The sequence below is a fragment of the Thioalkalivibrio sp. ALJ2 genome (assembly GCF_000378325.1).
Lineage (GTDB): Bacteria > Pseudomonadota > Gammaproteobacteria > Ectothiorhodospirales > Ectothiorhodospiraceae > Thioalkalivibrio.
In genome coordinates this window covers 163308-188867 of the sequence record NZ_KB899557.1, presented here as the reverse complement: position 1 = coordinate 188867, position 25560 = coordinate 163308, and the positions used below count along the sequence as shown (strand labels likewise).

At 67.2% G+C, this 25560-nt stretch carries 28 protein-coding genes and 1 tRNA gene; 16 read left to right on the top strand and 13 right to left on the bottom strand.

Annotation, left to right across the window (positions count from 1 at the left end):
* Positions 1-4 precede the first annotated feature (4 nt).
* Positions 5-757 carry a ComF family protein gene (locus tag F468_RS14735; protein WP_255349414.1) on the bottom strand — a complete coding sequence of 251 codons (753 nt, stop codon included), beginning with the start codon at positions 755-757 and terminating at the stop codon, positions 5-7.
* Between the two features lie 36 nt (positions 758-793).
* Here F468_RS14735 and F468_RS0109995 point away from each other — a divergent pair, with 36 nt between their 5' ends.
* The 6 genes from F468_RS0109995 (at position 794) to F468_RS0109970 (ending at position 6275) form a co-directional block, all read left to right on the top strand.
* A complete protein-coding gene (locus F468_RS0109995) occupies positions 794-1252 on the top strand; it encodes a hypothetical protein (protein ID WP_012983647.1) in 459 nt (152 codons plus the stop codon).
* Complete coding sequence (gene bioB, locus F468_RS0109990; protein ID WP_018174893.1) at positions 1249-2244, top strand: biotin synthase BioB; 996 nt, start codon at positions 1249-1251, stop codon at positions 2242-2244. The genes F468_RS0109995 and bioB overlap by 4 nt, the downstream gene beginning before the upstream one ends.
* 13 nt (positions 2245-2257) lie before the next feature.
* On the top strand, positions 2258-3010 hold the full coding sequence (locus F468_RS0109985; protein WP_018138923.1) for a class I SAM-dependent methyltransferase: 753 nt from the start codon (positions 2258-2260) through the stop codon (positions 3008-3010).
* Positions 3011-3034: 24 nt separating this feature from the next.
* On the top strand, positions 3035-4216 hold the full coding sequence (bioF, locus tag F468_RS0109980; protein ID WP_018995069.1) for an 8-amino-7-oxononanoate synthase: 1182 nt from the start codon (positions 3035-3037) through the stop codon (positions 4214-4216).
* Between the two features lie 121 nt (positions 4217-4337).
* Positions 4338-4916, top strand: a complete 579-nt coding sequence (locus F468_RS0109975; RefSeq protein ID WP_012983651.1) for a glycine zipper domain-containing protein — start codon at positions 4338-4340, stop codon at positions 4914-4916.
* 135 nt (positions 4917-5051) lie between these two features.
* The gene (locus F468_RS0109970) at positions 5052-6275 is read left to right on the top strand and encodes a DUF418 domain-containing protein (RefSeq protein WP_018995068.1); all 1224 of its coding nucleotides are present in this window, start codon (positions 5052-5054) and stop codon (positions 6273-6275) included.
* A gap of 7 nt (positions 6276-6282) precedes the next feature.
* Here F468_RS0109970 and radC read toward each other — a convergent pair whose 3' ends face one another.
* On the bottom strand, positions 6283-6954 hold the full coding sequence (radC, locus tag F468_RS0109965; RefSeq protein WP_018995067.1) for a DNA repair protein RadC: 672 nt from the start codon (positions 6952-6954) through the stop codon (positions 6283-6285).
* Between the two features lie 186 nt (positions 6955-7140).
* A complete protein-coding gene (gene ilvD, locus F468_RS0109960; protein ID WP_018995066.1) occupies positions 7141-8994 on the bottom strand; it encodes a dihydroxy-acid dehydratase in 1854 nt (617 codons plus the stop codon).
* Between the two features lie 82 nt (positions 8995-9076).
* Between ilvD and F468_RS0109955 the strand changes: the two genes are divergently transcribed.
* From F468_RS0109955 to argA, 3 genes are all read left to right on the top strand, one after another.
* Complete coding sequence (locus F468_RS0109955; RefSeq protein WP_012983655.1) at positions 9077-9349, top strand: heavy-metal-associated domain-containing protein; 273 nt, start codon at positions 9077-9079, stop codon at positions 9347-9349.
* Between the two features lie 15 nt (positions 9350-9364).
* On the top strand, positions 9365-9835 hold the full coding sequence (locus F468_RS0109950) for a DUF192 domain-containing protein (protein WP_018174901.1): 471 nt from the start codon (positions 9365-9367) through the stop codon (positions 9833-9835).
* 207 nt (positions 9836-10042) lie between these two features.
* Entirely contained in the window at positions 10043-11284 is a 1242-nt protein-coding gene (gene argA / locus F468_RS0109945) for an amino-acid N-acetyltransferase (protein WP_018174902.1), read from the top strand.
* A 27-nt stretch (positions 11285-11311) separates the two neighbouring features.
* On the opposite strand, the gene F468_RS0109940 is transcribed toward argA, so the two are convergent.
* Complete coding sequence (locus F468_RS0109940) at positions 11312-12190, bottom strand: sterol desaturase family protein (RefSeq protein ID WP_018995065.1); 879 nt, start codon at positions 12188-12190, stop codon at positions 11312-11314.
* Between the two features lie 42 nt (positions 12191-12232).
* Positions 12233-12658 (bottom strand): RNA polymerase-binding protein DksA, encoded by a 426-nt coding sequence (gene dksA / locus F468_RS0109935; protein ID WP_012983659.1) that lies wholly within the window; start codon positions 12656-12658, stop codon positions 12233-12235.
* Positions 12659-12799: 141 nt separating this feature from the next.
* On the opposite strand from dksA, the gene F468_RS0109930 reads away from it, so the two are divergent.
* The 3 genes from F468_RS0109930 to murU are packed head-to-tail and all read left to right on the top strand — an operon-like array spanning position 12800 to position 15272.
* Entirely contained in the window at positions 12800-13597 is a 798-nt protein-coding gene (locus F468_RS0109930; protein ID WP_018995064.1) for a phosphodiesterase, read from the top strand.
* Positions 13594-14580 (top strand): aminoglycoside phosphotransferase family protein, encoded by a 987-nt coding sequence (locus tag F468_RS0109925; RefSeq protein ID WP_018995063.1) that lies wholly within the window; start codon positions 13594-13596, stop codon positions 14578-14580. The genes F468_RS0109930 and F468_RS0109925 overlap by 4 nt, the downstream gene beginning before the upstream one ends.
* Positions 14580-15272, top strand: coding sequence for an N-acetylmuramate alpha-1-phosphate uridylyltransferase MurU (murU, locus tag F468_RS0109920; RefSeq protein WP_012983662.1), 693 nt, complete (start codon positions 14580-14582; stop codon positions 15270-15272). Before F468_RS0109925 ends, murU begins: the two co-directional genes overlap by 1 nt.
* Here the strand turns inward: murU and F468_RS0109915 are convergent.
* From F468_RS0109915 to F468_RS0109905, 3 genes are read right to left on the bottom strand one after another with little or no spacing between them, the layout of a single operon-like run.
* Complete coding sequence (locus tag F468_RS0109915; protein WP_012983663.1) at positions 15257-15745, bottom strand: DsrE family protein; 489 nt, start codon at positions 15743-15745, stop codon at positions 15257-15259. The genes murU and F468_RS0109915 overlap by 16 nt on opposite strands.
* 40 nt (positions 15746-15785) lie before the next feature.
* Positions 15786-16598 carry a hypothetical protein gene (locus tag F468_RS0109910; RefSeq protein ID WP_012983664.1) on the bottom strand — a complete coding sequence of 271 codons (813 nt, stop codon included), beginning with the start codon at positions 16596-16598 and terminating at the stop codon, positions 15786-15788.
* Complete coding sequence (locus F468_RS0109905) at positions 16591-17151, bottom strand: RNA polymerase sigma factor (RefSeq protein WP_012983665.1); 561 nt, start codon at positions 17149-17151, stop codon at positions 16591-16593. Before F468_RS0109905 ends, F468_RS0109910 begins: the two co-directional genes overlap by 8 nt.
* A 144-nt stretch (positions 17152-17295) precedes the next feature.
* Here F468_RS0109905 and F468_RS0109900 point away from each other — a divergent pair, with 144 nt between their 5' ends.
* Genes F468_RS0109900 through F468_RS0109890 form a run of 3 tightly spaced genes read left to right on the top strand, consistent with a single transcriptional unit; the run spans position 17296 to position 20200 of the window.
* A complete protein-coding gene (locus F468_RS0109900; RefSeq protein ID WP_012983666.1) occupies positions 17296-17739 on the top strand; it encodes a hypothetical protein in 444 nt (147 codons plus the stop codon).
* 2 nt (positions 17740-17741) lie between these two features.
* Positions 17742-19178 (top strand): glutamate--cysteine ligase GCS2, encoded by a 1437-nt coding sequence (locus tag F468_RS0109895; RefSeq protein ID WP_018138912.1) that lies wholly within the window; start codon positions 17742-17744, stop codon positions 19176-19178.
* A gap of 8 nt (positions 19179-19186) precedes the next feature.
* Complete coding sequence (locus tag F468_RS0109890) at positions 19187-20200, top strand: M14 family metallopeptidase (RefSeq protein WP_018995062.1); 1014 nt, start codon at positions 19187-19189, stop codon at positions 20198-20200.
* Positions 20201-20243: 43 nt separating this feature from the next.
* Here F468_RS0109890 and F468_RS0109885 read toward each other — a convergent pair whose 3' ends face one another.
* The 5 genes from F468_RS0109885 to F468_RS0109865 all read right to left on the bottom strand — a co-directional run bounded on the left by F468_RS0109885 (position 20244) and on the right by F468_RS0109865 (position 24265).
* Positions 20244-22475, bottom strand: coding sequence for a hypothetical protein (locus F468_RS0109885; RefSeq protein ID WP_018993212.1), 2232 nt, complete (start codon positions 22473-22475; stop codon positions 20244-20246).
* Between the two features lie 209 nt (positions 22476-22684).
* Positions 22685-22894, bottom strand: a complete 210-nt coding sequence (locus tag F468_RS0109880; protein WP_018138909.1) for a hypothetical protein — start codon at positions 22892-22894, stop codon at positions 22685-22687.
* A gap of 139 nt (positions 22895-23033) precedes the next feature.
* Positions 23034-23110: transfer RNA gene (locus tag F468_RS0109875), tRNA-Met, on the bottom strand.
* Between the two features lie 60 nt (positions 23111-23170).
* Entirely contained in the window at positions 23171-23476 is a 306-nt protein-coding gene (locus F468_RS0109870) for a ferredoxin (RefSeq protein WP_018138908.1), read from the bottom strand.
* A 54-nt stretch (positions 23477-23530) separates the two neighbouring features.
* The gene (locus tag F468_RS0109865; protein WP_018138907.1) at positions 23531-24265 is read right to left on the bottom strand and encodes a YdiY family protein; all 735 of its coding nucleotides are present in this window, start codon (positions 24263-24265) and stop codon (positions 23531-23533) included.
* On the opposite strand from F468_RS0109865, the gene F468_RS0109860 reads away from it, so the two are divergent.
* Complete coding sequence (locus F468_RS0109860; protein ID WP_081616975.1) at positions 24264-25556, top strand: (Fe-S)-binding protein; 1293 nt, start codon at positions 24264-24266, stop codon at positions 25554-25556. The genes F468_RS0109865 and F468_RS0109860 overlap by 2 nt on opposite strands.
* The last annotated feature ends 4 nt before the right edge of the window (positions 25557-25560 follow it).

Below are 25560 nucleotides of genomic sequence, written 5' to 3'. Positions count from 1 at the left end.
GCGCTTACGCGCGAGCAAGTGCCAAGCCCTCGACCGACGCGGCTCCCGCCGCCCGCAGCGCACAGGCCAGCGCATCCAGGGTCGCCCCGGTCGTGACCACATCGTCCACCAACAGCACCCGTTCGCCCGCCAGCGCCATCTTTACGGCAAACGCATCGCGCAGGTTCCGGCGCCGCTGAGGACCACTCAGCGTCTGCTGCGAAGGCGTGGCCCGTACGCGGCGAACGCATGCGGTATCCAGCGGGAGCCCCAGGACCTCGGCGACGCACCGCGCCAGCGGCTCGCACTGATTGAACCCGCGCTCGCGCAGGCGCGAGGGGTGCAATGGAACGGGCACCACGCGGGTAGGCAACGGTGTCGGCACATCCCGGCGTTCGCGGGCTGCCTGTGCGGCCAGGTCCACGAGGATCCGTTCAGCGCGGGCGTGGCCGCTGCGCTTGTAGGCCAGCAGCACCCGATCCAGCGGCCAGGCATAGGCCCATGGCGCCCGCAGGGCGTCTACTGCCGGAGGGCGGCGCTGACAGGCGGGGCAGGCCACTGTCGCCGGCAGGGGTGCCGCGCAACCCGGGCACGGGGCCTCCACCCGCACCAGGTCCTTGCGGCAGGCAGGACAGATGGCCCCGCCCTCCGGCAACGGGGCCAGACACAAGCCACAGTGGTCGGGATACAGCGCCCGGGCCGCCCAGGCGCTCAGCGCACGCAGCGCGCCCGATCGCTCTCCAGTTTGCCCCGGCGTGGCTGAAGGGGGATGAGCCATGATGGTATGCTTCCGCTTTTGCATTCAGGGTAGTCCATGGCGACCAAGACCGTCTCCGCACGCAGTTCGCGGCGCGCCGCCGCGATGTTCGACGTCGGCAATCTGATCAGCGTGTCGATTGCCGGCATCCCGCTGTTTGTGGTCAGCAGCGAGGGGGTCGGAGTCGGCTTCATCATTGCCGCGATCATGGGCATCGTGCCGCTAGTGCTGTGGTTTGGCGCCTCCATGCTGGTGTACGCCCTGAACAAGCACCACCCCGATCCGCGCGTGGGCCATTTCACGCAGTGGGCGGCCTATCGCTACTACGCGCTGATGGGCCTGCTGATCGGGGTCGCCACCTTCTTTCCGCCGGATCTGGCCTACTACCGCGCCTATTGGGCCGTGGCTGCCGCCATCCTGCTGCCGTGGACGGTCTACGCCCTGTTCCGCGTCTACCGCGAACCCTGGGCCGATGTCGCCATCCCGGCGGAAGCCGACAAGGAGCCACACTCATGAGCACGCCCCGCCACGACTGGAACACCGACGAGGTCGAGGCCCTGCTCGACCTGCCGCTGAACGACCTGATCTTTCGCGCGCAGACGGTGCACCGCGAGCACTTTGACCCCAACGCGGTTCAGGTAAGCACCCTGCTGTCGATCAAGACCGGGGCCTGCCCGGAGGACTGCGCCTACTGCCCGCAGAGCGCGCACCACGACGTGGAGCTGGAACGCGAACGCCTGCTGCCGCTGGAGGAAGTGCTCGAGGCCGCGCGCAACGCCCGCGCCCAGGGCGCGACCCGCTTCTGCATGGGTGCCGCCTGGCGCAACCCCACCGACAAGAACCTGGAGCGCGTGATCGAGATGGTGCGCGCGGTCAAGGACGAGGGTCTGGAGACCTGCATGACCCTCGGCATGCTGAAGGCCGAGCAGGCGAAGCGCCTGTCCGAGGCGGGGCTGGACTACTACAACCACAACCTCGACACCTCGCCGGAGTTCTACGGCCACATCATCTCCACCCGCACCTACGATGACCGTCTGGAGACCCTGGAGCACGTGCGCGAGGCCGGCATGAACGTCTGCTGCGGCGGCATCCTCGGCATGGGCGAGTCGCGCCGCGACCGCGCGCGCCTGCTGCAGCAGATGGCCAACCTGCCGAAGCACCCGGAGTCGGTCCCGATCAACCAGCTGATCCAGGTCGAGGGCACCCCACTGCACGGGATCGAGGACCTCGACCCGCTGGAGTTCGTGCGCACCATCGCCGTGACCCGCATCCTGATGCCGGCCTCCTACGTGCGCCTGTCCGCCGGGCGCACCGAGATGTCCGACGAGATGCAGGCCCTGTGCTTCCTGGCCGGCGCCAACTCGCTGTTCTACGGCGACACCCTGCTGACCACACCGAACCCCGGCGAGAACCACGACCTCGCGCTGTTCGAACGCCTCGGCCTGCGCCCGGAGGCCGGCCCGGAAGCCCCCGGGGAATCGGACCGGCCCGCCTCCGCATCGGCCTGATGCCGACCGGCCAGTGGCGGGCGACTTTCCCGATCATTTCTCGGCGGTGGCGGCGGCGTATGCCCGCCACCGCCCGGACTACCCCGCCGATCTCTTTGACTGGCTGGCCGCGCGCACCCCGCACCACGAACAGGCCTGGGACTGCGCCAGCGGCAATGGCCAGGCCGCGCAGGGCCTGCAGCCTCACTTCTCCCAGGTCGTAGCGACCGATGCCGCCCCAGCCCTGCTGGCCGCTCTGCCGGCGACAGCCGGGATCAACCGAGTAGCCTGCGCCGCCGAGGCCTGCGCACTGGCCGATACCTCGGTGGATCTCGCCTGCGTCGCCCAGGCCGCGCACTGGTTTCGCCACGCCGAGTTCCATGACGAGGTTGCACGCGTCCTGCGCCCGGGCGGCCTGCTGGCGATCTGGGGCTACGGCATCCTGCGCGCCGAGGACCCGGCGCTGGACCGCCTGCTGACCGACTTTCACGACACCACCCTGGCGCCCTGGTGGCCGGAAGAACGCAGCCATATCCGCAGCCACTACCGCGACCTGCCGTTCCCCTGGCCGGAGATCGAGACGCCCGAGTTTCGGATCGACCGCGAATGGGGCCGCGACACCCTGCTCGGCTACCTCGGCACCTGGTCAGCCATCCGCCGCGCGCAGGCGGCCGGCCAGGATCCGCTGGCCGTGCTGGAGCCGGCCCTGCGCGCGCTGTGGCCGAATACGGACATCACCGCCCGCGTCCACTGGCCGATCTTCCTGCGCGCCGGGCTGCGGCCGTGAGCGATTCACCATGAGCCATTCACCATGAGCGAGACGCTGCAGGCCTTTCTGCAGGCCCGCCTCGACCGCGTGCGCACGGACGGTCGCTGGCGCCGTCTGCGCACGCTGGACGGGCCGCAGCAGCCGGAGCAGGTCATCGACGGTAAATCGATCGTCGCCTTTTGCTCCAACGACTACCTGGGTCTGGCGGCCGATCCGGCCGTCGCCGCCGCCGCCCGCGAGGCCCTCGACCGCTACGGGTTTGGGGCCGGGGCCGCCCATCTGATCAACGGCCACACCCGCGCCCATGTGGAACTGGAGCAGGCGCTGGCGCGCTTCACCGGGCGCGAGCGCGCGCTGCTGTTCTCGACCGGCTACATGGCCAACCTGGCGCTGGTACAGACGCTGGCCGGCCGCCACGACACGGTGTTCGAGGACCGCTGGAACCATGCCTCGCTGATCGATGCCGTGCGCCTGGCCGGCGCGCGCAGCCAGCGCTATCGTCATGCCGATCCCGGGCACCTGCGCGATCGCCTGGAGCGGGCTCCCGATCGCGGGCATCGGCTGGTCGTCACCGACGGGGTGTTCTCCATGGACGGGGATATCGCACCCCTGCCGGAGCTAGCCGCGCTGGCGCGCGAGTTCGATGCCTGGCTGATGGTGGATGACGCCCACGGCCTGTCGGTGCTGGGCGCGACCGGTGGCGGCAGCTGCCAGCACCACGGCCTCGGCGCGGACGATGTGCCGATCCTGATGGGCACGCTGGGTAAGGGATTCGGCGCCGCCGGGGCCTTCGTTGCCGGCTCCGAAGCCCTGATCGAGACCCTGATCCAGACCGCCCGGCCCTACATCTATACCACCGCGATGCCGGCCGCCCTCGCCGCCGCAACGCTGGCGTCCGTGCGCATCGCCGAGGCCGCAACGGATCGGCGGGCGCACCTGCAGGACCTGCTCCAGCGCCTGGGGGCGGGCCTGGACCGGCTCGGCCTGCAGCACCCGCCTCCGTTGACCCCCATCCAGCCGGTCCAGATCGGTGACGCCCACCGCGCTAGCGACGTGGCCGAGAGGCTGCTGGCCGCCGGGTTTCTGGTCCCGGCGATCCGTCCGCCCACAGTCCCCGAGGGCCAGGCACGGCTGCGCATCACCCTGTCCGCCGCCCACACCGAGGCTCAGGTGGATGCCTTGCTACGGGCGCTGGAGCAGGCCCTCGAGCATGCGACTCCGTGAACCCGTACACACCCCGGCATTGACGCCCTTCACGTTTCCGAAAACCGCCATTCCCCGTTAAAGAACCGTTCAGCGACCCCGCGCGAGGCTGGGGCCGAGCACGGTCGAAAGGAGACGGACCATGGCACGGAAACGCAACCATTCCCGACGCGGTGTACCCACTCATCTGAAGGCGCTGGCGGCCGCGATGCTGTTCGGCTTCGCCGCCGACACCCTGGCCGCCCCACCGCCCTGGGCACCGGCCCACGGCTGGCGCGCGCAGAACGACCCGGGGTATGCCGGGTACCACGGCTACAGTGTTGACCGCTGGGAACACGACTACGGCGTGATGGACGGCCGCTGCAACCGCGACGCAATCGGCGCGGCGATTGGCGGCGGTGCCGGCGCCGTCATCGGCCACCAGGTCGGCGACGGCGATCCGGTGGCCATTCTGATCGGGGCGGCGGGGGGCGCGGTCCTGGGCGGCATGATCGGACGCCAGATGGACCGCAATGACCAGGCCTGCATGGGACATGCCCTGGAACTGGCCGAGCCCGGACAGCCCGTCTACTGGGACAATGCCAATGGGCAGCCGGTGCACATGACGCCGGGGCGCGTTCGCGACAGCGGCTGCCGCGACTTCGAGATGATGATCGACGGCGAACGCCACACCGGTACGGCTTGCCCGGACGAACCCGGACACTGGGAGATCCGCGGATAAACGACCATTGGCCCGGGGGCCTTGAACGCCCCCGGGCACCATCGCCTATCCTGCAGGGCCACCCTGCCCTGCCCCGGCCGGCCACACCTTCCGTCCGGCTACCGAAGGGCCGCACAGCACGGAATGTCTCACTCCATGGCCCGGATCCTGCCCGCCAATACGTCCCCGTCCGCACCGGAACGCGTGATCGTTCTGGATGTGCTGCGCGGAGTCGCGATCCTCGGCATCCTGGTGATGAACATCCAGTCGTTCGGACGCATCTCCAGCGAATACCTGAATCCGATGGCTCTCGGCCCCCTCCCGCTGGCGGACTGGATCGCCTGGGTCGTGGTCCACGTGCTGGCGGACGAGAAGTTCATCAGCATGCTGACCCTGCTGTTCGGGGCCGGGATCGTGCTGATGGCCTCGGGTTCGCGCCATCCGGCCGACACCTTCGAGCAGCGCTTTCGCCGCCGCATGGGCTGGCTGTTCCTGATCGGGCTGGCACACGGGCTGATCCTGTGGCCCGGCGACATCCTCGCGGCATACGCGGTGTGCGGACTGGTGGCCATGCATTTTCGCGACCACCCGCCGATGACCCTGCTGGGCCTCGGGGTCGCCCTGATCGGCGGGCTGACCGCGCTCTGGCTCGTTCTGAGCGCGATCCTGATCTTCCTTGTCCCCGAGCACTGGCTGCAGACGCTCAACGAGCGCTACTGGCAGCCCGGGGCCGATGTCGTCAGCGACGAACTCAACCGGATGTCGCTGCACTGGCTGGCCGCGACCGGCGAGCGGGCGACCGGTGCCCTGACCGCGCAGCTGTGGATGTTCTTCTCCGAGCGCCTGTGGCAGATGCTCGCGATGATGTTCATCGGCATGGCCCTGCTGCGGCTCGGCTTCCTTCACGGGAGCTGGTCACTGACTGGTTACCGGCGTGTCGTGCTGGCCGGACTGGGCGCCGGCATCCCGCTGGTACTGGCGGGGCTGTGGTTCAACACGGCCGTGGAGTGGGATCTGCGCTACTCGATGTTCCTGGGCCGCATCGCCAACCTGTGGGGCAGTGTCGCGATTGCCCTGGCCTGGGTCGCCCTGGTGATCCTGCTGGCCCACCCCGACGGGCGTCGGCGGATCCTGCCAGGCGTCATCCGCGCCCTCGAGGCGGTCGGCCGCCTCGCGCTGACCAACTACATCGGCCAGTCGATCCTCGCCGCGATGATCTTCTACGGGATCGGGCTCGGCCTGTTCTCGCAGTTCGGGCACCTCGAACTGCTCGGCATCGTGCTGGCGATCTGGGTGTTCCAGATCACCTTCTCCCTGCTCTGGCAACGCTACATCGGCCCCGGGCCAATCGAGACCCTCTGGCGGCGCCTGGCAAGCTAGCCAGGGTCTACAGCAGCCCCCGTTCAGCCATGGATACGGGGGTGTCGGCGATCACCACGTGATCGAGTATCCGCACATCCACCAGCCCGAGGGCCTCGGTCAAACGCCGGGTGATCGCGATATCCGAGCCCGAGGGCTCGGCCACCCCGGACGGGTGGTTGTGGGCAAGGATCACCGCGGCCGCATTGTGGTGCAGCACACGCCGCACGACCTCGCGCGGGTGCACGGCGGCGCCGTCAATCGTGCCGCGGAACAGCTCCTCGAAGGCGATCACCCGATGGCGGTTATCCAGGAACAGGACCGCGAAGACCTCGAAGGGATAGTCGCGCAGACGCGCCGCAAGGAACTGGCGGGTGGCAGTCGGCGAGGTCAACGCATCACCACGCTCCAGGTCGGCGGCGAGGTGCCGCCGACCCATCTCGAGCACCGCCTGGAGCTGGGCGTACTTGGCGTCCCCCAGCCCCGGCGCCGCGCAGAACCCCGCCTGATCGGCCTGCAGCAGGGGCCGCAGCCCGCCGAAGCGGCTGAGCAGATCGCGGGCGACATCGACCGCGCTCTTGCCGGCCACGCCGGTGCGCAGGAAGATCGCCAGCAGTTCCGCATCGGAAAGCGCGGCCGCGCCCCGCTCAATCAGCTTCTCCCGCGGACGCTCGGCCGCGGGCCAGTCGGTAATCGCCATCCCCACCTCCCTGTGGTTCGGTCGTTTGGTTTTTTCGTTCCAGGCCGTCTCGGTCATCCCGACCGTAGCGAAGAACCCTAGGATGCGTTGAGCGGCAGCGAAACGCATCGATTCGGACACCAATGGCAAGCATGATGCGTTTCGCTGCCGCTCAACGCATCCTACGACCCTGCTGGTAGCCCTCGGTCAGTCCTCGAAGCGGGAGATATCACGCACCGCGCCGGAGGCGGCGGAGGTCGTCATCAGGGCGTAGGCGCGCAGGGCCTGGGTGACCGGGCGGGTCCGCGACTCGGGCTTCCAGGCCTTCGCGCCACGGGCCTCCATCGCCTCGCGCCGGGCTGCCAGGGTGGCGTCGTCGACGTCGATGCGGATCTCGCGCCCGGGGATGTCGATCACGATGGTGTCGCCCTCCTCGATCAGGCCGATCGCGCCGCCCTGCGCGGCCTCCGGGGAGACGTGGCCGATGGACAGCCCGGAAGTACCGCCGGAGAAGCGCCCGTCGGTGATCAGCGCGCATTCCTTGCCCAGCCCCTTGGACTTCAGATACGAGGTCGGGTAGAGCATCTCCTGCATGCCGGGGCCGCCCTTCGGACCCTCGTAGCGGATGATCACGACGTCACCCGCCTGGATGCGGTCACCGAGGATCGCCTCGACGGCCGCGTCCTGGCTCTCGAACACCCGCGCGGGGCCGGAGAACTTCAGGATGCTCGCGTCGACCCCCGCGGTCTTCACGATGCAGCCGTCCGGGGCCATGTTGCCGTAGAGCACGGCCAGGCCGCCGTCCTGGGAGTAGGCATGTTCGATATCGCGGATACAGCCGTTCTCGCGGTCGATGTCGAGGCTGTCCCAGGTCTTGTCCTGGCTGAACGCGACCTGAGTGGGCACGCCGCCCGGCGCGGCCTTGTACAGGGTCTCGGAGGCAGCGGCGTGGCGCATCACATCCCACTGCTCCAGCGCCTGGCCCATGGTGTCGGCGTGGACCGTCGGGATATCGCGGTGGATCAGCCCACCACGGTCCAGCTCGGCCAGGATGCCGACCACGCCACCGGCGCGGTGCACGTCCTCCATGTGATAGAGCTGGGTGGCCGGCGCCACCTTGCACAGGTTCGGGACCTTGCGCGACAGGCGGTCGATATCCGCCATGGTGAAGTCCACGTCGCCCTCGCGCGCGGCCGCCAGCAGATGCAGCACGGTATTGGTGGAGCCGCCCATCGCGATGTCCAGGCTCATCGCGTTCTCGAAGGCCTCGAAGGTGGCGATCGAACGCGGCAGCACGGATTCGTCGTCCTGCTCGTAGTAGCGCTTCGCGAGCTCGACCACACGCTTTCCAGCCTGTTCGAACAGCGACTTGCGCCCGGCATGGGTGGCCAGCAGCGAGCCGTTGCCCGGCAGCGACAGGCCCAGGGCCTCGGTCAGGCAGTTCATCGAGTTGGCGGTGAACATGCCGGAGCAGGATCCACAGGTCGGGCAGGCGGAGCGCTCGATGGCCTCCACCTCCTCGTCGCTGGCGCTGGAGTCCGCGGCCTTGACCATCGCATCCACCAGATCCAGGTGGATCACGTTGTCGGTACCCGGGGCCTTCACCTTGCCAGCCTCCATCGGGCCGCCGGAGACGAAGACCACCGGGATGTTCAGACGCATCGCGGCCATCAGCATGCCCGGGGTGATCTTGTCGCAGTTCGAGATGCACACCAGCGCATCGGCGCAGTGGGCATTGACCATGTACTCCACCGAATCGGCGATAATCTCGCGCGAGGGCAGCGAATAGAGCATCCCGCCGTGGCCCATCGCGATACCGTCATCCACCGCGATGGTGTTGAACTCCTTGGCCACACCACCGGCCTTCTCCACTTCGCCGGCGACCAGCTGGCCCAGATCCTTCAGGTGCACGTGCCCGGGCACGAACTGGGTGAAGGAGTTGGCGATGGCGATGATCGGCTTGCCGAAGTCGCCATCCTTCATGCCGGTGGCGCGCCACAGGGCGCGGGCGCCGGCCATGTTGCGGCCGTGGGTGGTGGTGCGGGAACGATAGGCGGGCATGGTCGGATCTCGTGAACGTTTATGCAGATGCGGAATCGTACATAATGAGTCGTACAAACCCCAGTTTCCGGAGGAAACGTTGATGAAAATCGAGGTCGAGAACATCAAGTGTGGCGGCTGCGCCAGCTCCATCCGCAAGGGCCTGATGCAGGTCGAAGGCGTCACTGAAGCCGAGGTCGATGTGGAAGGCGGCGCCGTGGAAGTCCATGCCCCGGATAGCGCCCGCGAAGCGGTCGCGGCAAAGCTGGCCAGCATGGGCTACCCCGAGGTGGGCTCGGTCTCCGGTCTGCGTTCCGCCAGCGCCAAGGCCAAGTCCTTCGCCAGCTGCGCCGTGGGGCGCATGAGCGGCGACTAGCCGGCAACGGACGGCATGCGTGCAGTCTCGCGTATCGCGCCCGCCCTCGTGGCGGGCGCGGCTTTGCTGGGGGTCCTGCTGCTGTGGGGCGCGACCCAGGCCGAGTCCGGCCTGCCCGTCACCGAGCTCACGGTCGGCGAGCGGACGCTTAGCGTGGAGATCGCCGCCGACGAGCCCGCCCGCCGGCAGGGCCTGATGCACCGCGAGGAACTGGCCGACGACCAGGGGATGCTGTTCGTCTGGGATCGACCGGCGCGCTACGCGATGTGGATGCGCAACACCTACATCCCGCTGGACGTCGCGTTTATCGACACCGACTACCGCATCACCAACATCGAGACCATGGAGCCACAGACCACCACCCTGCACGAAGCCAAACGCGACGTGCTCTATGCGCTGGAGGTCAACGCGGGCTGGTTCGCGGAAAACGATGTCAGCGCCGGCGACCGGATCGACGATCTCCCGCGCGCACTGGGCAAGAAATAGCCCAGATCTCACACTGATGCGCCCACCGCGCGCTTTCCCTACACTGTCCGACAAGCCCATCCGCGCGCGGACACGCCCGTGAACCCTCCCGCCACCGCCAGTGCCACGCCCGGCGCACCCAGTGAAACCCGGGCCGCCCCGCACCCCTCGGAACTCGACTGGTTCCGCGGGGCGGTGCCGTATATCGCCGCGCACCGGGGTCGAACCATGGTCATCGCCCTGGCCGGCGAGGCTGCGCTGGCACCGGAATTCCCGGAGCTGATGCGCGATATCGCCAAACTGCACGCGCTCGGTGTGCGTGTGGTGCTGGTCTATGGCGTGCGCCCCCAGATCGAGGCCCGACTGGCCGAGCGCGGCCTGACGCCGCAGTACGCGGAGGGCCTGCGAGTCACCGACGCGCCGGCGCTGGAGGCGGTACTGGATGCAGTCGGCCGGCTGCGCCTGCAGATCGAGGGCCTGCTGTCGCGCAGCCTGGGGCAGCCGGGCACCGGCAATGCACGGCTGCGCGTGGCCAGCGGCAATTTCGTCACCGCGCGCCCGCTTGGCGTGCGTGGCGGCGTGGACTTTCACTACACCGGCGAGGTGCGCGGGGTCGATACCGAGGCCCTGCGCAACCTGCTGGACCGGGAACAGGTGGCGCTGGTTTCGCCGCTGGGGTACTCGCCCACCGGCGAGGTGTTCAACCTCTCCGGCGAGGACGTGGCAACCCAGGTCGCGATCGCCCTGAACGCGGACAAGCTGATCTTCCTGACCGAGGCGGGGGTCCTGCGCGATCCACAACACGGGGTCCTGGGCCAGCTGACCGTGCCCGCCGCGGAACGGCTCCTGGCGGAATCGGACGATCTGCCGGAGGAGCTGGCCAATCACCTCAAGAGCGCGATCGATGCCTGCCGCCAGCGCGAGATGCGCGTCCACCTGGTGGACCGCCATGACGATGGCGGGCTGCTGATCGAGCTGTTCACCCGCCAGGGGATCGGCACGCTGGTCTCGCGCGAACCGCTGGAGCGGCTGCGTCAGGCAACGATCGACGATGTCGGCGGTATCCATGCCCTGCTGCAGCCTCTGGAGGCCGAGGGCATCCTGGTCCATCGTGCACGCGAGCACCTGGAGCTGGAAATCGAGCGCTTCCAGGTGCTGGATGTCGACGGTCTGATCATCGGCACCGCCGCGCTGTATCCGTTTGGCGAACAAGCGGCGGAGATCGCCTGCCTGGCTCTGCACGCCGACTATCGCGGCAGCGGACGGGGCGACCGCCTGCTGGCGGCCATGGAGTCACTGGCGCGGGAACAGGGCGCACGGCAGCTGTTCGTGCTGACGACCCGCACCGCGCAGTGGTTCCAGGAGCGCGGCTACACGACCGGAAAGGTCGACGATCTGCCGCCCGAGCGGCGCGCGCACTACAACCAGGCGCGAAACTCCCGGGTCTACACGAAACGGCTCCAGCCCTGACCCCGGCCGCCCGCCGCAACCGCGCCATCAGCGCCGGCGGCGGGTGACCTCCTCCCGCGAATCCCCCTCGGTCTCTGGGCGGCGATTGATCGGATAGCTGTCGGCGGGCCCGACGAATGGCTGGACCAGCATGCGATCGAGCCGCTCCCAGGCGGGGTCGCGGAACTGGTTCAGCCCAATCGTCATCCCGTCATGCCCGTCCTGCGGCTGCGCGCGGTAGGTCCCCATGATCCGGTCCCAGAGCGAGAGGTTGAATCCGAAGTTCGAGTTGGTCTCGTGCGGATACCAGGAATGGTGGACGCGGTGGAAGTCCGGCGTGACGATGAACCAGCGCAGCACCCGGTCCACCGCGGCCGGCATGCGCACGTTGGAGTGGTTGAACAGGGCCAGCGAGCTGAGGATCACCTCGAAGATCAGCACCGCCAGTGCCGGGGCGCCGATTGCGACCACCACCATGGCCTTGATACCGAACGACAGCACAATTTCCAGCGGGTGGAAGCGCAGGCCGGTGGTCACGTCGAAGTCGAGATCCGCATGGTGCATGCGGTGCAGCCGCCACAGCGACGGGACGGCATGAAACATCACGTGCTGGGCCCAGATCGCGAAATCGAGGACCACGACCGCGATCAGCACGACCAGCCAGAAGGGCAGGTCCAGCATCTGCAGCAGCCCCCAGCCCTGGGTCTCGACGAACAGCCCCAGGCCCACCAGCCCCGCCGGGAACAGGAACCGGGTCAGCAGCGTGCCGGTAATCACCACGCCCCAGTTATTCGACCAGCGATAGGCCTTGCCCACCGACAGGGGACGTCGCGGCCCCAGGATCTCCCAGGTCGCCATGATCGCCAGAACGGACAGCAGGATGCCGACCCGAATGATCGGCTCCTGCGCCAGAAACCAGTCCGCCATGTGTGTGCCCTGCGTTCGCTTCAGGCGCGGTCGCGCCCCTGCCTACTGACCGAAGCGCGCCTCGTTGCGTTCATGGGCCTCCTGGGCCGCCACGCTCAGGGTCGCGATCGGACGAGCCTCCAGGCGAGCGATACCGATCGGTTCGCCGGTCTCCTCGCAGTAGCCGTACTCGCCCAGATCAATACGCGCCAGGGCCGCATCGATCTTGTTCAGCAGCTTGCGGTAGCGATCGCGCGTGCGCAGCTCCAGCCCGGCATCGGCCTCGTGAGTCGCGCGGTCGTTGGGGTCCGGTTCCTGCCAGCTCTCGGTGCGCAGGTGCTCGAGCGTCTGCTCGGACTCCTCGATCAGTTCCGCACGCCAGGCCTCGAGCTTGGCGCGAAAGTAGTCCAGCTGACGCGGATTCATGTAGGGTTCGTCCTCGGACGGACGATACCCGGACTCCAGGATAGTTTCGGCTTCTTGGCTCATATCGGCCCCTCGCCGGACCGCCTTCCGACCCCATGTCGGAACGGACCCGGCACGACGACAGGTACACCCGATCCAGTATAGGGCACTTCCCCACGCGGACGGCAAACGCCGCGCAACAATCGCAGGACTTCATGGGAACCCATGCACACCATGAGCACCACGCAGCGCCTGATCCAGATCAGTGACACCCACCTGGGCCGCGTGCCCGGGCCGATCCGGGCCGGCTATCCGGACAGCGACACCCAGCTGGAACGAATCCTCGGCGCCCTGCCCCGGGAGCCGGCGGCGGATGCCCTGCTCCTGAGCGGCGATCTGGCCGAGGATCCGGAACCGGCGACCTATGCTCGGCTGGCGCGACTGCTGGGCAGCCGGCGCGAACCGATGCTCGCACTCGCCGGCAACCACGACGATTGCCAGACCCTGCGCACCGCCCTGGAGCCCGAGACCTGTCAAGTCCATGGCGAGAGAATGCTGGGGCCCTGGAAGCTGATCGGCCTGGATTCCAGCACACCCGGCGAGGCGGCCGGGCGTCTGGACACGTCAGAGTGCGAGCGCCTGGAGAAAAGCCTGTCGGCCGACCCGGACCGCCCCACCGTCGTCGCCCTGCACCATCCGCCAGTGGCCATCGGCAGCGCCTGGATGGATCGCCTGGGGCTGCTGGATCCGGACGCGCTGTTCGCGGTGCTCGACCGCCATCCGCAGGTGCGCGCCTGCCTGTTTGGTCACATCCACCAGGACTTCCGGGCCCGGCGGGGTGCGATCGAGTTCCTCGGAAGCCCGTCGACCTGCGTGCAGTTCACGCCGGGCTCCGAAGAGTTCGCCGTGGATGCGGCCCTGGACGCCGGCTACCGCATTCTGGATCTGCACCCGGATGGGCGATTCGATACGCAGGTGGTCCGCGTACCGGGGACCCGCATCGCCATGGAACCTTCGGCATGAGTACGCCAGACGCCCGCGCCCAGTCCTTGCAGCACTGGCTGGACACCCTGCCCGGGGCGTTCGAGGACCTGCGCCTGCTGCGGGCGGATGCGAGCTTTCGCCGCTATTTCCGAGCCCGTCGGGACGGGGTGTCGGTCGTGATCATGGACGCCCCGCCCGAACGCGAGGCAACCGAGCCCTTCGTACGAATCGCCCGGCTGCTGGAGGGTCTGGGGCTGCGACCACCCCGGGTACTGGAACACGAGCCCGACTCGGGCTTTGTGCTACTGGAGGACCTGGGGGACCGCACCTTCACCCGGGCCCTGGCCGAGGGGGCGAACGAATGGCCGCTGTACCAGCGCGCCCTGGATACGCTGGCCACGCTGCATCGGCGCTGGCCCGAGCAAGGCCGCGCTGATCACGCCCCCCCCTATGACCGCGAGCGTCTGCTGGCAGAGACGGCCCTGTACGCGGACTGGTACTGGCCACGGCTGCGGGGTCACGCCATGCCGGAGGCCATGCGTGCGGAGTTCGACGCCGCCTGGCACCAGGTGCTGGAGGCCCTGCCAGGTCTCCCGGACACCCTGGTGCTACGCGATTTCCATGTCGACAATCTGATGCTGCCTCCCGGCGACGAGCAGGCCTGCGCGCTGCTGGACTTTCAGGATGCGGTGATCGGCAGTCCCGCCTATGACGTGGTCTCGCTGCTGGAAGACGCTCGCCGCGAGGTCTCGGCCGAAACGGTCGCCCGCGGGCTCGAACACTACCTGGCGAACGCGGACATGCCCCGCGCGTCGTTCATGGCGCACTATCACGTGCTGGGCGTGCAGCGCACGGTGAAGATCCTGGGCATCTTCGTGCGCCTGGCCGAACGCGACGGCAAGCCCCGCTATCTGGAGCACCTGCCGCGCCTGCACCGACTGCTGGAACAGGGCCTGCGCCACCCCGAACTGGGGCCGGTCGCCCGCTGGTTCGCTGCCCATGCGGCCAGGGAGCACGCCTGATGCGCGCGATGATCCTGGCCGCCGGACGCGGCGAGCGCATGCGCCCGCTGACCGACCATTGCCCGAAGCCACTGCTCCCGGTCGCCGGACGCCCGCTGATCGCCTACACCCTGGAACGCCTGGCCCGGGCCGGCTACCGCACGGTGGTGATCAACACCGCACACCTGGGCGCACAGATCCGCGAGGCGCTGGGGGCCGAGTACGCAGGCACGCGACTGTTGTACTCCGAGGAACCGGAGGGGGCGCTGGAAACCGCGGGGGGCATCCGCCAGGCCCTGCCGCTGCTGGGCGACGGGCCGTTTCTGGTGGTCAATGGCGACGTCTGGTGTGAGCACCCGCTCCACCCTCCCGCCCAACAGCCGCTCGCGGAAAGCGGCCCGCTTGCGCACCTGGTGCTGGTGGACAACCCGCCGCACCATCCGCAGGGCGACTTTCGACTGTCCGGCGGGCGGGTATCGCTGGATACCGGCACGCCGCTGACCTTCAGCGGCATCGGCTGGTATCACCCCGCGCTGTTCGCGGGCCTGCCCGAAGGGCGCCGCCCGCTGGGACCCTTATTGCGCGAGGCCATCGGCGGCGGGCGGGTGAGCGGAGAGCGCTACAGGGGGGATTGGCGCGACATCGGCACCCCCGAACGCCTCGCGACGCTGGAGGCGGACATCGACCGAAGTCGGGATCACGGCTTGATGTAGGTGTAGCCCGCGCGCTGCAGCCGCGTCAGCTCGCCAATGCCCGAGGACACACGGTCCTTGGGCTCGGCATCATGCAGATCGTCCAGCTCGATCCCGCGCTTGTCCAGGGTGTTGCCGCAGACGAGGAACCGCACATCCTGCATCTTCAGGGTGTCCACAGTACTGCGAAGGTCGGGGTCGTCCTTGGCGTGCTGCAGCAGACTGACCCCGCCACCGTGCATCACGACCTTGATCTCCAGACGATCCACCGCACTGCCGTCGATATGGTTCTGCAGGTTGCGCAGGGCATTGAGGTGCAGAGCCGGATCATCGGCATTGATGTGATAGACCACCTGCAGTGTGTCGTCGGCATCAGCGGTCTCGCCGCCGTCTCGCTCGAACGAGAACAGGGCCCAGGTGACCCCCAGCGACAGTACGAAAAGCGCCCCGGCCAGGAACCAGCCGGGGCGCGCGAGAAACGAGAGGGGGTTCATCGCCAGGCCGAACCCTCGGGATGACCTGCGACTGGCGCGATCATACCTTGATGTAGATCCAGCCTTCGGCCTGACGGCGCGCGGCCTCGGCCACGCCGGAATCGATCCGTTCGGCCTGTGGGAGGATGTCCACCGTGCCGCCCTCCTCGCGGGCCAGGCGATCGAGGGTCTGGGTGCAGGCCGTGAAACGCAGGCTCGCATACTCCTGGCTGAGCGCCGCAACCCGCTCGGGATACGGAGCCCGGTCCGTGCGCAGGAAATCCATCGCGTTGTTGTGCACCACGACCTGCACGTTCAGCTCGCGACCATCGGCCGCCGCGTCGCGGTACATCGCCTCGATGTCGTCCAGCAGCTCGGCCATGGATTTCGGGTCGGCCTCGTTGATATGCAGCAGGATCTGGTCAGTCTCGGTCGCCGCGACGACCTGTGGCGCGGAACCATCGGCCTGATCGCTACCGGCAATCAGCGCCGTCTCGCCGGCATCACCACCGATCCAGGCGGTTGGTTCGCCACTCCCGAGGAATCCGGCGTCGCGCGTAATCTCGTAACCCGCCAGGGACCCCAGCACGAGCGCCACCACCCCGGCCGCCATCGACGGGAACCAGTGGGTACGTGATGATCGGGAGATACGACAGCGTCCGCCGCCTGACTGGGCCGTGGGAAGGTCCTCGTAGGCCATGCCCACCAGCTCCTTGAGCTGGTGCATATCGCAGACCTCTCGGCTCAGGCGCTCGCTGGAGGAGATCAGCTTCAGTGTATTGAGGCGATCCTCGGGCGAGAATTCGCCATCGACGAACGCATTGAGAATCTCCTCGCTGGGGCGATCCTGCGCATTGAGACGGTGTTCAGCCATGCCGATTCCTCACTACCTGAAGATGGGGTCCATCAGCCGCTTGCCCCTGGTCGGCCTGCTGTTCCAACAGCACCTTTTTCAGTTGCGCCCGAGCCCGGCTCAGGCGGCTCATTACGGTCCCGATCGGCACATCCAGCACCTCCGAGACCTCTGCGTATGCGAACCCCTCCAGGTCCACGAGCGACACCACCTGTCGGTGATCCGCGCTCAACTGCGCCATCGCACGGTGGACATCCGACACCATCCGGTTGCGTTCGGTCTGCATCTCCGGACAGTCCTCGCAGGGCAGCTCCATGCTGTCCACGTCCACCGTATCCTTCTGCCGCCGTCCCCAGTCCCGGTAGCAGTTGGTCATAATGCGGAACACCCAGGCCTTCAGGGCGCTCTCGTCCTGCAGCGATTTCAGCCGGGTCAGGGCCTTCATCATCGCTTCCTGCACCAGGTCGTCGGCCAAAGCGGCGTCGTGACACCAGGCAAAGGCCATGCGGTACATTTGCGGTCGAAGGTCACAGACCTTCTGGCGCAACCGCCTCTGTGCGAACCAGGTCGCCATGTTGTATTTCCTCCATCCGCAGGGCCGTACGTGCGGCCTTGCTTGTTCTTGTACCTTGTAGGACGCTACCCCACGCAGCGCTATTCCGGTCCAGGCCCTTCTCTTTGTGGCCTGCGTCCCGAATCCCCAGCCTCAGGATACCCAATGCCCTTCGATCCGCAACAACTGGAAGCCTCCTTTGCATTCGACCCGGAGACCACCCGTGACCTGCGCGAGCGCTGGTCGCGTCTGATCACGGATGCCGTCTGGGGCGACCTGAAGACCGGGACGATCGGGGCAGTACCCCGCCTGCGCAAGCGCCTGCTGGAGCTGGGCGAGAACCTGCGGTCGCTGTTGTCCGACCGCGCCTGGATTCCGCACGAGCGCGAACGCGTGAAGGGGGCGATGGCGGCCGCGCTCAACCTGCGCGACAGCCTGCAGCAGACCGACCGGGCGGCGAAGCTGCTGAACGGAGGCGAGGATTTCGCGGCCTTCGAGGCCGACTACCTGGCCTTTCGCAAGGCCCTGCTGACCTTCCTCGAACAGCACGAACAGGTCTGGGGTGATCTCCTGGAAAGCCTCTACGACGACGCGCCGGACGAGGACTGACTTTGGGCCAGGAGATCGCCGACGAGCACTTCAACGCACAGGACTACGAGCGTTTTCGCGCCGCCCTGGGTCGCGAGACGGCGCTGCTGCACGAATGGCTGGAACAGCAGACGGATGGCCCCGAAGTCCCGCCACGACTCGGGTTCGAGATCGAGGCCTGGCTTTGCGATGCGGCCGGACGCCCCCTGCCGGTCAACCAGGGGGTCCTCGAATCGATGGACAGCCCCCTGGCCACGCTGGAACTCGCCCAGTTCAACCTCGAGCTCAATTCGTCGGTCTTCCAGGTAGGCCCCGGATGCTTTGCGGCGATCCTCTCGGAGCTGAACGAGACCCTGCGCCAGGCACGCCGCGCCGCACGCCACCATCAGGCCGAGCTGCTGATGGCCGGCACGCTCCCAACCATCCAGCCGGGGGACCTCGGCCTGCACCACATGTCGCCCCAGGCGCGCTACCGCGCACTGAACACGGCGGTGCTGGAACAACGTGCACAACGGCCGCTCAAGCTCGACATCGTCGGGCGCGAACATCTGCAGCACGCCCACCGCGACGTGATGCTGGAGGCCCTGGCCACCTCGTTCCAGGTCCACACGGAGACCCGTCCAGCAGTCGCCCACCGCGCCTACAACGCCAGCCTGGTGGCCAGCGCCCCGGTACTGGCCGCAGCCGGCAATACCCCGTTTGTGTTCGGCCATGATCTGTGGTGCGAGAGCCGCATCCCGGTGTTCGAACAATCGGTCGAGGTGGGTGGCTTTGCCGACAGCGCGCGCGGCCCGATCCGGCGCGTGACCTTTGGCACGGGGTACCTGCATCACTCGATCGGCGAACTCTTTACCGAGAATCTGGAGCACTTTCCGGTGCTGTTGCCGGCCAGGCTCGATGCCCCGTCGCGGGAGCTGCGCCATCTGGCCCTGCACAACGGGACGATCTGGCGCTGGACGCGCCCCATCGTGGGCGTCGACGACCGCGGCCACCGCAACCTGCGGCTGGAGTTCCGCTGTCTGCCGGCCGGGCCCACGCTGATCGACATGCTGGCGAACACGGCGTTCGCGATGGGACTGACCGAACACCTGATCCACGAATCGCCCGACGGCACGCTGGGCACACCCTTCTCGGAGGCACGCGACAACTTCTACAATGCCGCGCGCTACGGGCTGGATGCCAGACTGCGCTGGGGACACGCGGAGCCGGAGCCGGCCCCCCGGCTGATTCGGCGGCACCTGCTGCCGCGGGCCGCCGCGGGACTCGAGCGTCTGGGCGTGGACCCCGCCGAGGCCAACAGCCTGCTCGGAATTATCGCGGCGCGCACGGCCACGCGGCAGACCGGGACCCAGTGGCAGCGCGACTGGGTCGAGCGTCATGGTCGGGACTGGTCCGGCCTCGTGCGCGCCTATCGCGGCTGGCAAAACACCGGCTCGCCGGTCCACACCTGGGGACTCTGATTCGACCCATGACCCAAGACCTGCCCGAACTCCACGAACTGCCTGATGGCTTTCTCGACGCCACCCCGCAGAACCTGCACGAGTGCGTACCGGAGCCCACACTGATCCACCTGGAGGGGCAACGCAGCCCGGCGGTCGCGGTCGTCCTTCTGCTGCACGGCAACGAGCCCGTGGGCCTGCAGGCGGTCCAGCAGCTGCTGCGACACTACACCGGGAAGCCCCTGCCACGGGCACTGACGCTGATCATCGGCAACCCGCGCGCCGCGGCCGTCAGCCAGCGCCATCTCGACGAGCAACCGGACTTCAATCGCATCTGGCCCGGTACCGAGCAGGCGGGATCGCCGGAGGCCGAGCGCTTCGCCGAGGTCTGTCGCCGCCTGGAACAGCGCGGACTGTTCGCCGCGGTCGATTTGCACAACAACACCGGGCGCAACCCACATTACGCCTGCATCAACCGCCTGGACCCGGCCTTCATGAACCTGGCGGCGCTGTTCGGGCGCACAGTGGTTTACTTCACGCGCCCGCGCGGCGTCGCCTCGATGGCCCTGGCGCGTATCGCCCCCTCGGTCACGCTGGAATGTGGCCCGCCGAATGACGGGTCAGGCATCCAGCACGCCTTCGAGATGCTGGACGCGGTGCTGCACCTGGATCACTTTCCGGAGCATCCGCCACGCGCCGGCGATATCGAGATCTTCCACACCGTGGCCCAGGTGCGCGTACGACCCGGGCTGCAGGCCGGGCTGGACGCCCAGCACGATGTCCGGCTCGAACCCGACCTGGACCGCCTGAACTTCCAGTTGCTCCCGGCCCGCTCGACACTGGTGCATATCCGCCCCGAGGTCGACAGCCCGCTGGTCGCGATTGCCGAGGACGGAAGCGAGGTGACCGCTCAATATCTGGAGACGCATGGCGACGAGATCCAGCTCAAGCGCGCGGCGATGCCGTCGATGTTGACGCTGGATTCACGGGTAATCGCACAGGATTGCCTGTGCTACCTGATGGAGCCCCTGGCCCTGCCTTGACGAGCGCTCTGCCCCTGACGCCTCAGGGGCAGCCCCAACATTCTTACTTCTTGCTGCTGGTCCGGCGCTTGGTCGCAGTCGTACCGGTCTTGCCGTCGTTCAGGCTGATGATCTGCGTCTTGCTGGTGCGGTGGCGGTAGATTTCGCGCAGATAGCGAATCGCCTGCTTGACGTTCTCTCGACTCAGCCGGATGTCATTGATCGAGACGAAGCTCTGCTCGTCGCTGCACATCTCGCGATATTTTTTCTCGTACATCGGTTTGATCGCGTACCAATTGGTATCAAGGATGCGCGTCGGGTTCTCGAACTCGTTGAGCATGTCGTCCACGCGCTGTTCGTCGAATTCCTCGGCCCGGATCAGGTCCAGAACCGCATGGTCGAGGGTGTCATCGAAGCGGGTCTTGTCATTGGCGAAGCAGCGCTTGATGTAGGCAACGAACAGGGTCAGGAAGTCGTCCGACAGGCAGGGGCTCTTCACCACCAGGGTGGTCAGCGACAGGTTGGCCGAGGCCCCGATGACCAGGGCGTAGCGCTTGAGCGTGGTGTTCGGGAACAGCCCGTTCAGGTGCGTCTTCAGCCGGTTCAGGTCCATGTAGGACAGCTTGTAGTCCTTGGGCAGCGACAGGATCGTGACGATAGACGAGCAGTTCTTGAAGAAGTGCAGGTCGCGCAGATGGACCGCGTCCATGCTCGACTCCTTGTACTTCTTCAAGGACTCGCGGTAGCGCGGGGCATCGATCGGCAGCAGGCTGATGCCCTCGATCGCCTCGGTCTGCTTGTTGAAATGCGGCAGATCGATGGAGCGATAGAACAGGTCATCGATATCCAGCGAACCCTGCCCGACCGGGGCCTGCTCGCCGGTCGCCACCTCGGACTCCGCGTAGGCCACGGCCACCGGCCCCGCCAGGCTCATGAAGAGATCGTTCGCATCCAGGCGGATCGTCTCGCCGATGTCGACCCCCGCACGGCGGAAGTAGTCTTCATCGTAGTCCGTGGTGACCGCCTGCGCGGTCAGGATGTTGAAGATCTGCTGGGAGATGTACTGGTTGGCGTACTTCTCCATGGCGTTGACATCGACGTTGCGGATATTGCCGTCGTCGGTCTCCTCCGCGTAGCGCATGATGTCGTTGGAGATCAGCATCATCGCGTTCCAGGGGCGGATGCGATGCATCATGTCCTCGTCGCGGGTCTCCTCGGCCTCGAAGTTGTAGGAGAAATCCCATTCCTCCGCGAGATACTTGCACAGCAGGCGCCCGGCATTGATGTGCAGCGCCTCGGACATCTCCACTCGGTTGTCCTGGATGTTCGGCAGGATGCAGATACCGGCGGCAAAGATCGGCTCGAACACGAACGAGTGGTCGCGGTTGGCCTTGTCGCGCTTTTCCAGCTTCGGGTCGAAGGTCTTGCGCATGTAGGAGTACTGTTGCGCCAGCCCGAATTCCGAGGCCATGCCGGAGCCCGTACCGCCGCCGGCGCTGAAGATGTAGAAGTACAGCCGCGACTGGTTGGCCTTGATCCCGCAGGAATCGATCAGATAGGAGTGGATGAACTTCCAGTCCTCGTTGGAGAACTGATCGGTGTCCTTGTTCAGGATGATGCGCGCCAGGTACTGGCCCAGGATCGGCGCGTTACCGGCCCCGCCGGCATGCACCTCGGACAGGTCCATAATCTTCATCTTGTTGTAGTTATCGATGAAGTTGTCCTGCCCTGCACGACTGGAGAAGCGGATGCGCCCCTCGATGTCCTTGTCGAGATCGCCCAGCATCACCATCGGCTCGATCAGGAATACCGGCTTCACCGCATTGGACGGCGGCAGGTTCAGGCTCTTGCGAATCCAGCGCAGCGGCCGCATCTCCTTCTCGCGGCCACCATTTTCTTCGTTGTCCAGCTCGCGCATGTATTCCGAGCGCGCGCTGTGAACCAGCGCCGCCACATCGAGGGCGACGTTGGAGCCGCACCGGCCAACACCGATCAGGCACACGGACGGGAAGCACTGCTGCTTGTGTTCGTCGGCGGCGCTCCCCTTGGTCAGTCGCGGGAATACCGTGCTGCGCAGGTGATCGAGATTTTCGAGGATCCGGTCGAGGTCGCGCTCGGTAAAGTAGTGCGGTTCTGCGCGATCCTGGGTGGTGCGCATCGACGCGCGACTGGCACCCGCGGCCGGCATGGCCATGCGCGGCCGCGACGGTGGCGCCACGACCCCTTCAGTCAGGACGTTGTCCGCATCCTCGGGCGGGTTCTCCGGCGTGGTATCGCTGGGGTTGGACGTGGACATGCCTGTACTCCTGTATGAATCGCCAAAAATGAGCGCTGGTTCCTTGCGCCTCGCACTAAAGCATGGCAAGGGCGGGGTTTCAACCAGACAGGAGGCACGGGCCGACCGGCCACGTATGGCGGAGTATCACGCGATGCAGAAGCGTTCGACGGGCCGGCGGGTCGTCATACTAAAGACGGACGACACGGGGAAGCATCGTCCTGGAAAACTCAGCCGTCGCGCTCGACGCGCTCGAGCACCTGGGAGACATGATCACCCTTGCGGTAATTCGGCAGATCACGCTGCATGTCGGCCAGGGCCTTTTCGCGCGCCTGCTCGCTGTCATACCAGCGATAGGACTCCCAGTCGGGCCCCAGCAGGTGCGGCATGGCCATGGTGCTGCCTTCCGGCAGGCGGATGCGGATTCCGTAACGTTTCATGGAGTTCGTCCGATGTTGGTCCCAATGAGCCGGGACGGCCGGGGCGCAGTCTAGCCGAGCCCTGAAAGACCAGCAACAAACCGGCGCAGGCCCCCAGAACAAAAAAGGGGCTGCAGAAGCAGCCCCTTTCGGAAGACGGTGGTGGCTACGCCCTGATTCGAACAGGGGACCCCATCATTATGAGTGATGTGCTCTAACCAGCTGAGCTACGTAGCCACGCGGGTTGCGAATTCTCCGGAGCTGCCCGCCCAAAGTCAAGTAGATGCGCGAAGCGGGTCAGATCTGCAGGCGCTCCACCACCCGTCCGTTCTTCAGGTGCTCCTCGAGGATCTCGTCGATATCGTGCTCGTCGTGATAGGTGTACCAGACACCCTCGGGATACACGACGGCGATCGGGCCTTCGTTGCAACGGTCCAGGCAGCCGGCGGTATTGACCCGCACCTGCCCCTTGCCGTGGATCCCCATCGCCTTGGCGCGATCCTTCGCGTAGGCGCGCATCTCGGTCGCCCCGTGGTCCTCGCAGCAGTTGCCGTCTTCGCGGCAATTGGTGCAGAAGAAGATGTGGCGTTCGTAGTAGCCCATCGTGTGCTCCGTCATTCGATCAGCGCATCATAGCGCGGGGTGCGAAAGATCCGGTTACTGGAAGCGATAGACCAGACTCACGTCGGTAATGGTGTCGGTATTCTCGGTACCCGGCTCGACATCGGTGTTGTGCTTGACCGTGAAGCTGGTGCGCAGTGCCAGCCGGCTGGTCATGTCTGCGGTGAGCGAGAGGATGTTTTCAATCTCGGTGTTGTCCGAACCATAAAGGATCAGGAGTTCGTCGGTCAGGCGCGCATTCTCGGAGAAGTCCCAGCGAAAGTTGCCGCCAAAGCGTGCCACGGGTTCGCGTTCGGTGCTGCCCTCGATGCGCTGCTTGTACTGCCGCATACCGCCACCCACTTCGGCGTCCAGCTTGACGGTCTCGCGATCCACCAGCCGGCGACCGTAACCGCCAGTCAGCGAGCTCTGGTACACATAACTGCTGAACCGGTCACGCTCGTAGCGTGCAGCACCGAACAGGTAATCGTGTTCGCCCAACTTGCGATCCAGCTGGTAACTGCCGACATAGCGCTGCCCGGTCGTGTCGTCGTCTTCCTCGTGGTAGTACCCGTCCAGGCGCAGCCGATTGCGCCATTCTTCCGCCGTGTGCTGCGAGCGGAAGCGGGCATTGGCCGTAGTCGACTCGGTGTTCCCTGTGGTCTTGGATGCCCCGAGCTCGATACTGGTCTCCCAGCCCTCGGCATCCCAGGCGATGGCGGGCAGGGCTGGTATGCTCACCAGCATGAACAGGGCAAGCGAGGAACGAACAGGGTGGGCAAAACGCAGCATGAAACCTCTCCCGGGACAGAGTAATGGGGACGAAACCCTAGCAAAGCCCCTCGGTGCGTCGGACCAACCGCCCCGGTTTCAGGGTCTTTCCGCGGCTGACCAGTGCGTCCACTGCGGGCTGTGCCTGCCGCACTGCCCCACCTATGCCTGGCACCGAGTCGAAGGGGACTCTCCGCGCGGGCGCCTGACCCTGATGCAGGGGCTGGCCCAGGGCCGACTGGAGCCGCAGGCGCCCCGCCTGCGCGAACACCTGGAGGGTTGTCTCGGTTGCCGCAGCTGCGAGGCCGTCTGCCCGGCACGCGTACCGTTCGGCGCATTGATGGATCGCGCACACGAGATCCTGGAGGAAAACCCGCAGGAGGACCGCCCCGCCACCGCCCGTTGGCGCCAGTCCCTGCAGGCCTCGGCTCTGCGCCACGAGTCACTGCGCGCCCTCGGTGGCATGGCCGCCCGCATCGCCCAGAAGACCGGGGTGCAGCGCTGGCTGCGCCCCGGACAGCGGTTGTGGCGCACCCTGGACCATACCCGTGCCTCGCTCGCCCCGGCGCCGCGACTGGCGGACACCGTGGCCCCGGAACACGCGGATGCCCTGCTGTTTACCGGTTGCATGGATCGTTTCTTTACCGGACCGGACCTGGAGGCCGCGCTCGCCGTACTGAACGCGCTGGGGTTCCGGGTCGCGGTACCGCGCGACCAGGTTTGCTGCGGGGCACTGGAACAGCATGGTGGGCGGCCACAGGCCGCGCGCGCCCTGCAACAGCGAAACGCAGAGGCCCTGGCCGGCGAGATGCCCGTGATCGCGCTGGACAGCGGTTGCGAGGCCACGCTGCGGGAAACTCCCGAGGGCAGTCAGGGGGAGCGCAGCATGAGCCTGACCCGGTTCCTGAGCGACCACATCGAGGCCGAACCCGCGCCTCCGACCTGGCGCGACAGCCCGGTACGCGTCGCGCTGCACCTGCCCTGCACCCTGCGCAACGTGACGCACGAGACCCGCGATCTGACCGCACTGCTGCAACGGCTGCCAGGCGTCACCCTGACGGACGTGTCCGGTGCCCCGAACTGCTGTGGTGCGGGTGGCACCGCGATGCTTGCGCTTCCGGAGATGTCCGACGGGCTGGGCGCGGCCACGCTGGATGCGCTGACCGCCGATGCCCCGGATGTGATCGTGAGCGCAAACGTCGGTTGCAGCGTCCACCTGCGTGCCCTGGCGGACGACTGCGGGGGCCCGCCAATCCTCTCGCCGGCCCGCTTTCTCGCCAGTCGGCTCGGCTCCGGCCCCTCCCGGACCTGACGGC